The following is a 12457-nucleotide window of genomic DNA, read 5'->3' as shown; positions in this document are numbered from 1 at the left end:
GCTGCTCGCGGACTACCCGAGTGCCTGGACCACGCGGCCGATCAGCAGTACGGCGAGTGCGCCGATGGCGACCACGCGCAGCAGCCTCGCCGGCCGGTCGAGCAACGGCCACGACAGCGACGCGAGCCAACCGATGAGCGCGAGCAACAGGACGAGCGCGGGCACGGCGTACGCGAGCGGCGCGAACGCGGCGACCAGGAACAGCACCAGGGTGATCACCGGAAGCGTCAGCCGTGGCAGACCCTGCAGGCGGGCGAGCAGTGCCGCGCTTCGGGGTCCTGCGGGGGATGGGTTGCTCACCGGGCAATCGTGCCACGCCGCGGATGGACCGACCTCCGTGCGTAGGCTCGGCGCATGATCGTTGTGACCAGGTACCGCGTCACGCCGGGCGATGCGTCGTCATTCGCCACCCGCGCGCACACCGCGCTCGACGCGCTGGCGCAACAACGCGGCTACCGTACCGGCGGCGTCGGCCGCAACGTCGACGATGAGTCGCTATGGACGCTCACCACGCTGTGGGACGACACCGGTTCGTACCGCCGCGCGCTGTCGAGCACCGACGTCAAGCTGGCCGCCGTACCGCTGCTGTCCGAGGCGATTGCCGAGCCGACCGCGTACGAGGAGATCTGAGCTCCGGCGCCCGTCCGCCGACCCGCCGAGGGGCCGCATTCGCCTGCGCGTGTGGCGTAGCGCACAATGGGTCGCGCAACACCCTCCACTCGGATCGTCCGGCACGTACCTGCCGGTGAAGGGAAACAAGCAAACATGTCCTCAGTGACCTTCGAGAAGGCGACGCGCGTCTTCCCCGGCCAGGAACGCCCGGCCGTCGACCACCTTGACCTCGAGATCGAAGACGGCGAGTTCCTCGTCCTCGTCGGTCCGTCCGGATGCGGGAAGTCCACCTCGCTTCGGATGCTCGCCGGCCTCGAAGAGGTCGACGACGGCCGCGTACTCATCGGCGACCGTGACGTCACGAACCTCCCACCGAAGTCCCGCGATATCGCGATGGTCTTCCAGAACTACGCCCTCTACCCGCACATGTCGGTTGCCCAGAACATGGGCTTCGCGCTCAAGATCGCCGGCACCGACAAGGCCGAGATCAAGAAGCGGGTCGAGGAGGCGGCGAAGATCCTCGACATCAGCGACTACCTCGAGCGCAAGCCCAAGGCGTTGTCCGGCGGCCAGCGCCAGCGGGTCGCCATGGGCCGGGCGATCGTACGCTCGCCCGAGGTGTTCCTGATGGACGAGCCGCTGTCGAACCTCGACGCCAAGCTGCGCGTCGAGACGCGCAACCAGATCGCCCAGCTGCAGCGCCGCCTCGCCACGACGACGGTGTACGTCACCCACGACCAGGTCGAGGCCATGACCATGGGCGACCGGGTCGCGGTGCTCCGCGACGGCGTGCTCCAGCAGTGCGCGAGCCCGCGTGAGATGTACGACCATCCGGCAAACGTGTTCGTGGCGGGCTTCATCGGCTCACCGAGCATGAACCTGATGACCCTGCCGCTGACCGACGACGGTGTTCGCTTCGGCGACAGCGTCGTCAACGTCTCGCGCGACACGCTGAAGCAGGTCTCCGACTCGACCGCCGTGCTCGGCGTACGCCCCGAAGACCTCGTCCTCGGCGACAGCGGCGTGCCGCTCGAGGTCGATGTCGTCGAGGAGCTCGGCTCCGATGCGTTCGTGTACGGCCGCGCGATGATCGACGACGTCGAGCACTCGTTGATCGCCCGGGTCGAGGCGCGTACGCCCCCGGCGAAGGGCGCGACGCTGCACGTACAGGCAGCGCCCGAGCGGGTGCACCTGTTCGCCACCGACACCGGCGAGCGGATCAGCTGACCGATCGGACCCCGACCGGCCGTGGCCCTGCGGCCGCGGCCGGTCGGTTCGTGCGCAGGCGGTACGCTAGCCGGTGCCATCGGGCGCGGGTTGTCACGACGACCCGCAGCTGCCCGCCGACACCCAGCCGGATGGAGAACCATGCCTGCGACCAACGTCGACACCATCGTCAGCCTCTGCAAACGCCGCGGATTCGTCTTCCCTTGCGGTGAGATCTACGGCGGCACGAAGGCCGCCTGGGACTACGGTCACCTCGGTGTCGAGCTCAAGGAGAACATCAAACGCCAGTGGTGGCGGTCGATGGTCCAGGGCCGCGACGACGTCGTCGGCCTCGACTCGTCGGTGATCCTGCCTCGCCGGGTATGGGAGGCGTCGGGACACGTCGACGTGTTCCACGATCCGCTCGTCGAGTGCCAGAACTGTCACAAGCGCCACCGCCAGGACCACCTGCAGGAGTCGTACGCCGCGAAGAAGGGCATCGACGACCCCGACACGGTCGACATGGCGCTGGTCGCCTGCCCCGACTGCGGCACGAAGGGCCAGTGGACCGAGCCGCGCGAGTTCAACATGATGTTGAAGACGTACCTCGGTCCGATCGAGTCCGAGGAGGGCCTGAACTATCTACGGCCCGAGACCGCGCAGGGCATCTTCATCAACTTCAACCAGGTGATGACCGCCGCACGCAAGCGACCGCCGTTCGGCATCGCGCAGATCGGCAAGAGCTTCCGCAACGAGATCACGCCGGGCAACTTCATCTTCCGCACGCGCGAGTTCGAGCAGATGGAGATGGAGTTCTTCGTCGAGCCGGGCACCGACTCGAAGTGGCACGAGGAGTGGATCCAGATCCGCACCGACTGGTACACCGGCCTCGGCATCGACCCCGCCAACCTCCGGCACTTCGAGCACCCGCAGGAGAAGCTGTCGCACTACGCCAAGCGCACCGTCGACATCGAGTACCGCTTCAACTTCGGGTCCAAGGAGTTCGACGAGCTCGAGGGCATCGCCAACCGCACCGACTTCGACCTCTCGACGCACGCGAAGTTCTCCGGCCAGGAGCTCTCGTACTTCGACCAGGAGAAGGGCGAGCGCTGGGTCCCGTACGTGATCGAGCCGGCCGCCGGCCTGAACCGTTCGATGATGGCCTTCCTGCTCGACGCGTACACCGAGGACGAAGCGCCGAACGCCAAGGGCGGCGTCGACAAGCGGGTCGTGCTCAAGCTCGACCCACGGCTCGCGCCGGTCAAGGTCGCGGTGCTCCCGCTGTCGCGCAACGAGCGCCTGACCCCCAAGGCGAAGGGCCTCGCCGCCGACCTACGCGCCAACTGGGCCGTCGACTTCGACGATGCCGGAGCGATCGGACGACGCTACCGGCGCCATGACGAGATCGGTACGCCGTACTGCGTCACGGTCGACTTCGACTCACTCGACGACAACGCGGTCACGGTACGCGAGCGCGACACCATGCAGCAGGAGCGCGTCTCGCTCGACCAGGTTCAGAGCTACCTCGCCTCCCGCCTCGTCGGATGCTGACCCGCGTCGGCGCGCTGGTCGCCGCCGCAGCACTCGTACTGTCCGGGTGCTCCGGCGGCGACGACGACCCCGATCCGGTGCCCGAGACCCCCGATATCGAGGTGCCCGAGGGCGTGACCCTGACCGCTGGCGGGTCGACCGTCGACGTCGGCTCCCCGGCCTCGGTCGTCTACAAACCGGACAACGCCGCGGCGACCGTCGTCACGGTTCGCGTCGAGCGCATCGACCGCGGCAAGCCGGCCGATCTCGGCGGCTTCGACCTCGACGGGGTCGCGAAGAACTCCGTGCCGTACTACGCGCATGCGTCGATACGTAACGCCGGGCCGGCCGTGCTCGCGCACGCCGACGCACCCCTGTACGGACTCGACAGCGGCGACGAGTACTTCCCGCCGACGAAGATCACGGGCACCGTGAAGTCGTGCAAGCCGCTGGTGCTTCCCGAGAAGCTCGAGCAGGGGCGTACGGCCAAGGGTTGTCTGGTGTTCACGGTCCCGCCCGGCAAGGCATTCAAGGGCGTCCAGGTGCGTACGAGCGACCTGGAGAACCCCATCACCTGGGCACCCTGACCCGGCTCCGCAATCTGACAGATGTCATGAGTACATCGTGACCGTGGGCATGGGTACGCGGCCGCTCGCGGCGCGATCGTTGAGCCATGACGAACGAAACAGACTCGCAAGGCCCGGCAGCCGTCGGACTCGCCGACGTGACGAAGCGATTCGGGACCGTGACCGCCGTCGACCGGATGTCGCTGGCGATCCGGCCCGGTGAGGTCGTCGCGCTGCTCGGCCCGAACGGCGCCGGCAAGACCAGCACGATCGACATGATCCTGGGCCTGCAGGAGCCGACCGCGGGCACGGTCGACGTGTACGGCATTGCGCCGCGCAAGGCCGTGGCGCTCGGCGCGGTGTCGGCGGTCATGCAGACCGGGGGGTTGCTCAAGGAGTACACCGTCAGCGAGACCGTCGAGCTGACGGCCTCGCTGTTCACGCCGGCACGTCCGGTGGGTGAGGTCCTCGAGCGGGCCGGGATCGCCGACATCCGCGACCGCCGCGTCGGAAAGTGCTCCGGAGGCCAGCAACAGCGCCTGCGGTTCGCGCTCGCGCTGCTGCCCGACCCGGACCTGCTGATCCTCGACGAGCCCACCACGGGCATGGACGTCGAAGGCCGACGCGACTTCTGGACCGCGATCCGCGAGGATTCGCAACGCGGTCGTACGACGATCTTCGCGACGCACTACCTCGAGGAGGCAGATGCGTACGCCGACCGGATCGTGTTCATGCGCAAGGGACGCATCGTCGCCGACGGCACCGCAGCCGAGGTCAAGAGCATGTCGGCCGGGCGTACGCTCCGCGCGACCCTCCCGGGTGCAGACCAGCGACGCCTCGCGTCGATCCCCGGTGTCGACTCGGTCGACGTACGCGGCGACTCCGTGCTGATCCACGCCGCCGACGCCGATGCGGCGGCGCGCTACCTGCTCACCGAGACACCCGCGTGCGACCTGGAGATCACGTCGCGCAACCTCGAGGACGCGTTCGTCGCCCTGACCAGTGACGACACCGACACCTCCGCATACGAAGGAGTTCTGGCATGACCACCCATGCAATCGAGCGTCGCGCACCGCGGCTCGGCGGCTTCTCGGCGACGTTCCTCAGGCTCGAGCTGCGGCGGATGCTGCGCAACCGGCGCACCGTGATCTTCACGCTGGTCATGCCGGCGGCGTTCTTCCTGCTGTTCGGCACCGACAGCTCGTACCGCACCGAGAGCGCCGGATCCGGCAACGTCACCGCGTACATCATGGTGTCGATGGCCGTGTACGGCGCGATGATCGCCACCACGAGCGCGGGCGCCATGGTGTCCGTCGAGCGCGCCGTGGGCTGGAGCCGGCAGCTACGTCTCACCCCGCTGAACCCGGGCGCGTACATCGCGGTCAAGGTCGTCGTCGCGATGACGATGGGGCTCGCCGCGGTGGTCGTGGTCAGCGTGGTCGGGATGGCGACCGGTGCCGACCTGCCGGTCGGCGACCTCATCGCCTGTGCGGTGCTCGCCTGGCTGTGCTCGCTGGTGTTCGCCGCGTTCGGGCTGTTCATGGGCTACCTGCTGCCGAGCGAGAACGTGATGCAGATCCTCGGCCCGGTTCTGGCGCTGATGTCCTTCGCCGGCGGGTTGTTCGTACCCGTCGACCAGATGGGCGACACGTTCGCCACGATCGCGAAGCTGACACCGGTCTACGGCGTCGGCGAGATCGCCCGCTGGCCGCTCGATCCCAGCGGCTCACTCGCCGTCGCGGTCCTCAACGTCGCCGCGTGGACGGCGGTCTTCGCGGCCGGCGCCGCCTGGCGCTTCCGCCGCGACACGGCGCGGGTCTGAGCGGCGAATACGCTACGCACGTGAGCACGACGGAGCAGCAGATCCTCGGCAGCGGGCCACCGCGGTTCAGGTGGTTCGCTGCCGGCATCTGGCTCGTCTACCTCGGGTCGCTGGCAGGGCGCCTGCTGGGCGACGCGAGTGGCTGGCAGCAGGCGGTCGGGCTGACGGCGCTGGCGATCTTCGTGGTGCTCTACCTCGTCGCCGTCACCTGGCCGCGGGCGTTTCGCACCGAGCCAGTGCGCCGACGCGAGCTGCTGGGGCGCTGGGCGTACATCGGCGGCATGCTCGCCTGCAGCGCGCTGATGATCCCCGGCGGCGGTGACGACGCACTCACCAGCCTCGTCTTCGTGACCGCCGCCGCGATGGGCACCCTGCCCCTACGACAGGGGTGGGGTGTGCTCGTCGTCCTGTTCATCGTCACGGAGGCCTCGGGTCGGCTGGTCGACGGCTGGTCCGAGGGGGGCAACGGGTTCGCGATCGTGCTCGCGGGTCTCGCGGTATGGGGCTTCCGGATGGCGTTCCTTCGGCAGCGTCGGTTGCTCGAGGCCGAGCGCGAGCTGCGCGAGCATGCGCTCGAAGAGGAGCGCACGCGGATCGCCCGCGATCTCCACGACATTCTGGGCCACTCGCTCACGGTGATCTCGGTGAAGACCGAGCTGGCCGAACGGATGCTCGACGTCGACCCGGCGCGTACCCGAGCCGAGCTGCTCGACCTCGCACGTCTGAGCCGCGACGCGCTGGCAGACGTACGCTCGACCGCCGCCGGGCTGCGCGGCGTCTCGCTTCCCGGCGAGATCGCCTCGGCACGCGAGGCCCTCGAGTCGGCCGCGATCGACGCGGAGCTGCCGACGGTTGCCGACGAGGTGCCGAGCCGTTGGCGCGAGCTCTTCGCCTGGACCGTACGCGAGGCGGTCACCAACGTCGTACGCCACAGCGCGGCGCAGCGATGCACGGTCAGGCTGACACCACACTCGGTGACGATCGCGGACGACGGCATCGGAGTGGGCGAGGTGTCGACGGAGGGACGCGGCTTGATCGGGCTCCGGGAGCGTACGCGGCTCGCGGGCGGCACCCTGTCGACCGGGCCTGGTCCGTCCGGGGCAGGCTTCTCGGTACGAGTGGAGGTTCCCGAGTGAGCAGCGACGAACCGACAGGCGGCCCGATCCGGCTGTTGCTTGCCGACGACCAGGCGCTCGTCCGCGGTGCGCTGGCGGCCCTGCTCGATCTAGAGCCGGACCTGAGCGTGGTGGCGGAGGTCTCGCGCGGTGACGACGTGTTGACCGCGGCGCGCGAGCACCACCCCGACGTCGCGCTGCTCGACGTGGAGATGCCCGGCCTCGACGGTGTCGCGGCTGCCCGCCAGGTGCTCGCCGACGTACCCGGGTGCCGGGTGCTGATGGTGACGACGTTCGGGCGTCCCGGATACCTGCAGGCGGCGATGGCCGCGGGGGCGAGTGGCTTCGTGGTCAAGGACACCCCGGCCCGGCAGCTGGCCGACGCCGTACGCCGCGTGCACAGCGGGCTGCGGGTCGTCGACCCACAGCTCGCGGCGGACTCGCTCGCCCAAGGCACGGTGCCGCTGACCGAGCGCGAGACCGACGTGCTCCGCGCCGCGAAGGACGGCGGCACGGTCGCCGACATCGCCCGCGACCTGCACCTGTCCGAGGGCACGGTCCGCAACTACCTGTCGAGTGCGATCGGAAAGACGGGTGCGCGTACGCGCGCCGAGGCCGTCCGCGTCGCCGACGAGAACGGCTGGCTGCTGCGCTGATCCAGGTCGCGTCTGCCGAGATGCGATCATGGAGGCATGACCGCAACGGAGACAGTCGCCGCGCCGCTGCGTCTCGGCGACCTCGAGATCCCGACGCCGGTCGTGCTCGCACCCATGGCCGGCGTCACCAACGCGTCGTTCCGCAAGCTGTGCAGTGAGCACGGCGCCGGCTTGTACGTCTGCGAGATGATCACCTCGCGCGGCATCGTCGAGGGCGATCGCACCAGCCTGTCGATGCTCGTCTTCGACGAGGCCGAGAAGGTGCGCTCCGTGCAGCTGTACGGCATCGACCCGGTCTACATCGGCAAGGCCGTCGAGATCCTCTGCGGCGACCACGGCGTCGACCACGTCGACCTGAACTTCGGCTGCCCCGTGCCCAAGGTCACCCGCAAGGGCGGCGGTGCTGCCCTCCCGTGGAAGTCCACGTTGCTCGGCGACATCCTCGACTCGGCCGTACGCTCGGCCGCACCGTACGGCGTGCCGGTCACCATGAAGACGCGCAAGGGCATCGACGACGACCACCTCACGTACCTCGACGCGGGCCGGATCGCGCAGGACGTCGGCTGTGCAGCGATCGCGTTGCACGGGCGTACCGCCGCGCAGCACTACTCGGGCACTGCCGACTGGGACGCGATCGGCGAGCTCGTGTCGAGCGTCGACATTCCGGTGTTGGGCAACGGCGACATCTGGGAGGCGTCCGATGCGACGCGCATGGTCGAGCAGACTGGCTGTGCGGGTGTCGTCGTCGGCCGAGGCTGCTTGGGGCGCCCGTGGCTGTTCCGCGACCTCGCGGCGCGGTTCGCCGGCGAGTTCGTCCAGGAGCTGCCGACGCTGGGCGAGGTACGCGCGATGATGCGGCGGCATGCGGAGCTGCTGAGCGGCTACCTCGGCGAGGAGCGTGGCTGTGTGGAGTTCCGCAAGCATGTGGCGTGGTACCTCAAGGGCTTCAGCGCCGGCGGACGGCTGCGCGACAGCCTCGGCAAGGTGTCGTCGCTCGCGACGCTCGACGAGCTGCTCGACGGCCTCGACCCGACCGAGCCGTACCCAGTCGGTGAACTCGGGCGGCCACGCGGTCGACAGGGGAGTCCGCGCAAGGTCACGGTCCCCGAGGGCTGGCTCAATTCACGCGAGGTCGACTCGATCGACCCTGACGCCGAGGACGGAACCTCGGGCGGCTGAGTCAGGCCAGGCGTCGCGACGTACGTGCGCGGTCGAGCTGCGACATCGCGAGCTCGCGTACCTCGGTCGCGTCGCGGCTGTACGCATGCGCGTCGACGGGGCCCTTCGTCGTGTCGATGACGAGATCGGCGAGTGCGAGCCGCCGCTGCAGCGGACCCTGCGTGATGCGCACCGACTGGGTCTTCGCGTGCGGCACCACGTCGATGCGGTGCGTGATCCAGCCACGGGTGACGACGATGACGCGCTCGTCGTAGCCGACGGCGCGGAACCGCCACCCGATCGGTGCGAACCATGCCGAGCGCCGCGGCGCCGCGATCAGGGGTACGCGTAGGGGCTCCCTATCGGGCAGCATCGCGGACAACACCAGCCGGACCGTTGCGAGCTCGCCGACCGGCAGCACGCTGGACGTCGAGTCGTCGTTCTTGACGTCGCCGCCGCGCGTGTACCCGGCGGTGTCGACCCGCATGCGGTACCACCCGAACGGCCGCCACAGCAGCGGCTGCTCGACGACCACCCCCTGGACCCGGTCGAGCGGAACGGTCTGCGAGATGCGGTTGAACAGCCCGCGCTCGATGTGGAGTCCGCGGCTCGCGTACGACAGCCTGAACCCCCACTGCTCGAAGACCCGCGAGCGGACGAGCGTGAACAACCAACCGCCGATGCCGAGGAGCAGGGGCAACGACGTCGCGACGAAGCCGTCGCTGCCGAACAACGCGGTCGCGGCGAGGTTGACCGCCAGCGCGCCGAGCAGTGCACAGGTCACCACGATCGCGGTGATGAGCTCACTGGTCAGCAGCGCCGCGACGATCACCCGACCGTTCGGGACCGCGGTGACCAGGCGATCGGGACGTTGCGTGCCGGCCGGCTCCTCCGGGGTGAAAGGTACGTCGGATGCCGTCCGCTCCAGCAACGTCTGCCGCAGGCCGCGTGCCTCGTCGAGCGCGAGGAACCGCAGCTGCGTGCGCGACTCCTCGCCGCCGGCCATCTCGATACGCAGCTCGGCGAGTCCGAACAGCCGCGCCCCGAACGGCTGGGCGATGTCGACCGACTGGATGCGTTCGTACGGCATCCGCCGCGACCGCTTGACGAACACACCGCTCTCGATGCGCAGCTCGGCGCCGTCGATCACGAAGTACGTGAAGGCCCACGCGACGTACCCCGCGGCCAGACCGAGCAGGATCGCACCGACGATCACACCACCGATGAGGGTGATCGGTTCGTCCTGGAGGACCGCGTTCGCCGACCAGGCCAGCGTCGCGAGGAGCCACAGCCAGGCACGTACCAGGGGCGACGCGGGGTGCGTGCGGCGAGCCTCGGTGCTAGAGACCAGCGCCATGTGCCTCGCCCAGCTCGGTGAGCCGGTCGCGGAGGCGCTGTGCCTCGTCGGCCGGCAGCCCGGGGATCGTCGCCGCGGTGTCCGGGCTCGCGGTGTGCAGCGTGATTCGTGCGATGCCGAATCGGCGCGCGAGCGGGCCGGCCTGGACGTCGACGTACTGCATCCGCCCGTACGGTACGGAGACGAGTCGGCGCCACATGATGCCGCTCGTGACGTAAAGGTCCTCGGCGTTCTCGGCGTAGCCCCAGGCCGCCTGGTGGCGTGCGGCCCAGACCCAGCCCCAGACGCTGCCGCCGGCGACGACGACCGCGAGCAGTACCGTCAGCCACCATCGTTCGAGGAGGATATGGGCCACGACGGTGACCGCGAGACCCGCGACCGCGCCGGGCAGGACGAACGCGTATCGGTGTGCGTCACGCAGCCGTAGCGACACGCGTTTCCACTCGGCGGTTGGTGGGGCGAAGAGACCTGGCATTTGACACCACCTTAGAGGTCGCGCGGACAGGGAGTGACCGGGCTCGCGGGCGGACTCATCCGCGCGACCTTTACGGGGAGGTGAACGATTCGGCGCGCGGCACGTTAGTGTCGGGAATCATGTCCGACCGGATCGCGATCGTCACCGACTCGACGTCGTCGCTGCCCGTCGACGTCGCGGAGCGCTACGACGTGCGGGTCGTACCGTTGCAGGTCGTGGTCGGTGACGACTGCCTGACCGAAGGCGTCGACATCACCGCCTCCGATATCGCGTCCGCGCTCGAGGCCCACCAGTCGGTGAGTACGTCGCGCCCCGCACCGGAGGTGTTCGTGCGTACGTACGCCGAGCTCGCCGACAGCGGTGCATCGCAGATCCTGTCGATCCACCTGAGCGCGGAGGTGTCCGGCACGTTCGAGTCGGCGCAGATCGCGGCTCGTACGGCCCCGGTGCCGGTGCACTGCGTCGACAGTCGCCAGGTCGGGATGGGCACCGGTTACGCGGCGCTGTCTGCGGCCGAGCTACTCGCGGACGCCGCACCGGTCGAGAAGGCGATCGCCGCCGCCAAGACCCGCGGCGACGCGACCGCGACGTACTTCTACGTCGACACGCTGGAGTACCTGCGCAGAGGCGGCCGGGTCAGCACGTTGGGCGCGCTCGTCGGCTCGGCCCTCGCCGTCAAGCCGCTGCTGACCATCGACGATGGTCGCATCGGTCCGCTCGAGAAGGTACGCACGTCGGCCCGGGCGCTGAACCGGTTGCAGGAGCTGGCGGTCGCCTTCGCGCGCCGCACCGGCGGGACGTTCGACGTCGCGGTGCAACACCTGTCGGCCGAGGCGCGCGCCCGCGATGTGGCCGATGCCCTTCGCGAAGAGCTCGCCCTCGACGACCTCCCCGTGCTCGAGGTCGGGGCGGCCATCGGCGCGCACGTCGGCCCCGGCATGGTCGCGGTCGTGGTCGCGCCCCGGCTGTAGTTCCGCCGCCCCGGCGTGGACCGGTCGGCAAGCGCTAGAAGGTCTCCCGGACGGCGGCCATGTCGTCGTCGCCGAGGCCTCGGTCGGCGGTGGCGCGGAACAGCCCTTCGACGGCGGCGAGCAGGTCGTCCGCGACGCCTGCCTCCTGCGCCGCGGCTCGCATCAGTCCGACGTCCTTCACCACGCCGTCGACGGAGAACGACGTCGCGTACGAGTGTTCGATCATCGCGGCACCCTTGACCTGTGCGTACGGGGCGCCGGTCGGTCCGCCGGCGATGGCTTCGAGGAAGAGCGCAGGGTCGAGGCCGAGCCGCTCGGCCATCGTGATCGACTGCCCGAGCGCACCGGTCAGGCTCGCCACCCAGGCGTTACACACGAGCTTGAGGGCGGTCGCCTGGCCCACTCGCTCGCCCGCGATGACGGTCTTCGCACCGATCGCGTCGAGTACCGGCCGGGCGCGGTCGACGGCCGCGGGGTCGCCGGAGACCAGCGGCACCAGGTTGCCCTGTTCGGCGGGCTGCTTCGTACCCAGAACGGGAGCGTCGACCACGGTGATCCCGCGCCTGTCCGCGACCTCCGCCACGCGCCGGGTGCCGTCGAGACCGATGGTCGACGCCTGCAGCACGACGGCGTCGCCGAACGCGTCTGCCGCGTCCTCGAGTACGCCGACGACCGCTTCCGCGTCGAACAGGAGGGTCACCACCACCCCGGCGCCGCGTACCGCGTCGGTCGCAGTTGGCGACACCGTCGCGCCGGCGGACGCGAGTGGCTCGGCCTTGGCCGGCGAGCGGTTCCACACCCGTACGTCGAACCCCTCGCGCAGGAGAGTGCGGGCAACCCCTGCGCCCATGATCCCCGTTCCCAGTACCGCGACCTTCATCTGGCGCTCCTCTCGTCTAGCGGCTCGAATAGCGCAACGGTCCGGTGCCGGAGTCGATTCCCGGCGGTCGACTGCGGCCTCCGGCCGGTTTTCGTCCACAGGCCGTTCG

14 protein-coding genes are annotated in these 12457 nt (G+C 69.7%); 10 read left to right on the top strand and 4 right to left on the bottom strand.

Annotation, left to right across the window (positions count from 1 at the left end):
• Positions 1-12: 12 nt before the first annotated feature.
• Positions 13-300 (bottom strand): DUF6703 family protein, encoded by a 288-nt coding sequence (locus tag L0C25_RS01480; protein ID WP_271634599.1) that lies wholly within the window; start codon positions 298-300, stop codon positions 13-15.
• Positions 301-354: 54 nt separating this feature from the next.
• Between L0C25_RS01480 and L0C25_RS01475 the strand changes: the two genes are divergently transcribed.
• The 9 genes from L0C25_RS01475 (at position 355) to dusB (ending at position 8686) form a co-directional block, all read left to right on the top strand.
• Complete coding sequence (locus L0C25_RS01475) at positions 355-630, top strand: antibiotic biosynthesis monooxygenase family protein (RefSeq protein WP_271634598.1); 276 nt, start codon at positions 355-357, stop codon at positions 628-630.
• Between the two features lie 135 nt (positions 631-765).
• Entirely contained in the window at positions 766-1839 is a 1074-nt protein-coding gene (locus L0C25_RS01470; RefSeq protein ID WP_271634597.1) for an ABC transporter ATP-binding protein, read from the top strand.
• A 141-nt stretch (positions 1840-1980) separates the two neighbouring features.
• Positions 1981-3369, top strand: coding sequence for a glycine--tRNA ligase (locus L0C25_RS01465; RefSeq protein ID WP_271634596.1), 1389 nt, complete (start codon positions 1981-1983; stop codon positions 3367-3369).
• Entirely contained in the window at positions 3363-3935 is a 573-nt protein-coding gene (locus L0C25_RS01460) for a hypothetical protein (protein ID WP_271634595.1), read from the top strand. Before L0C25_RS01465 ends, L0C25_RS01460 begins: the two co-directional genes overlap by 7 nt.
• An 86-nt stretch (positions 3936-4021) precedes the next feature.
• Complete coding sequence (locus L0C25_RS01455) at positions 4022-4960, top strand: ABC transporter ATP-binding protein (protein WP_271634594.1); 939 nt, start codon at positions 4022-4024, stop codon at positions 4958-4960.
• Positions 4957-5736 (top strand): ABC transporter permease, encoded by a 780-nt coding sequence (locus tag L0C25_RS01450; protein ID WP_271634593.1) that lies wholly within the window; start codon positions 4957-4959, stop codon positions 5734-5736. Before L0C25_RS01455 ends, L0C25_RS01450 begins: the two co-directional genes overlap by 4 nt.
• 20 nt (positions 5737-5756) lie before the next feature.
• Complete coding sequence (locus L0C25_RS01445) at positions 5757-6872, top strand: sensor histidine kinase (RefSeq protein ID WP_271634592.1); 1116 nt, start codon at positions 5757-5759, stop codon at positions 6870-6872.
• Positions 6869-7507, top strand: a complete 639-nt coding sequence (locus L0C25_RS01440) for a response regulator transcription factor (protein WP_271634591.1) — start codon at positions 6869-6871, stop codon at positions 7505-7507. The genes L0C25_RS01445 and L0C25_RS01440 overlap by 4 nt, the downstream gene beginning before the upstream one ends.
• A gap of 36 nt (positions 7508-7543) precedes the next feature.
• Positions 7544-8686 carry a tRNA dihydrouridine synthase DusB gene (gene dusB, locus L0C25_RS01435; RefSeq protein ID WP_271634590.1) on the top strand — a complete coding sequence of 381 codons (1143 nt, stop codon included), beginning with the start codon at positions 7544-7546 and terminating at the stop codon, positions 8684-8686.
• Position 8687: 1 nt separating this feature from the next.
• Here dusB and L0C25_RS01430 read toward each other — a convergent pair whose 3' ends face one another.
• Positions 8688-10022 carry a PH domain-containing protein gene (locus L0C25_RS01430; RefSeq protein ID WP_271634589.1) on the bottom strand — a complete coding sequence of 445 codons (1335 nt, stop codon included), beginning with the start codon at positions 10020-10022 and terminating at the stop codon, positions 8688-8690.
• Positions 10006-10497: a PH domain-containing protein gene (locus L0C25_RS01425; protein WP_271634588.1), complete on the bottom strand. Its 492-nt coding sequence runs from the start codon at positions 10495-10497 to the stop codon at positions 10006-10008. The genes L0C25_RS01430 and L0C25_RS01425 overlap by 17 nt, the downstream gene beginning before the upstream one ends.
• 119 nt (positions 10498-10616) lie before the next feature.
• Here L0C25_RS01425 and L0C25_RS01420 point away from each other — a divergent pair, with 119 nt between their 5' ends.
• Positions 10617-11468, top strand: coding sequence for a DegV family protein (locus tag L0C25_RS01420; protein WP_271634587.1), 852 nt, complete (start codon positions 10617-10619; stop codon positions 11466-11468).
• A 34-nt stretch (positions 11469-11502) separates the two neighbouring features.
• On the opposite strand, the gene L0C25_RS01415 is transcribed toward L0C25_RS01420, so the two are convergent.
• On the bottom strand, positions 11503-12348 hold the full coding sequence (locus L0C25_RS01415) for an NAD(P)-dependent oxidoreductase (protein ID WP_271634586.1): 846 nt from the start codon (positions 12346-12348) through the stop codon (positions 11503-11505).
• Positions 12349-12457 lie beyond the last annotated feature (109 nt).

This window comes from Solicola gregarius, from assembly GCF_025790165.1.
Classification (GTDB): Bacteria; Actinomycetota; Actinomycetes; order Propionibacteriales; family Nocardioidaceae; genus Solicola; species Solicola gregarius.
The sequence above is the reverse complement of the archived record's forward strand: the minus strand, read 5'-3'. Positions and strand labels throughout refer to the sequence as shown.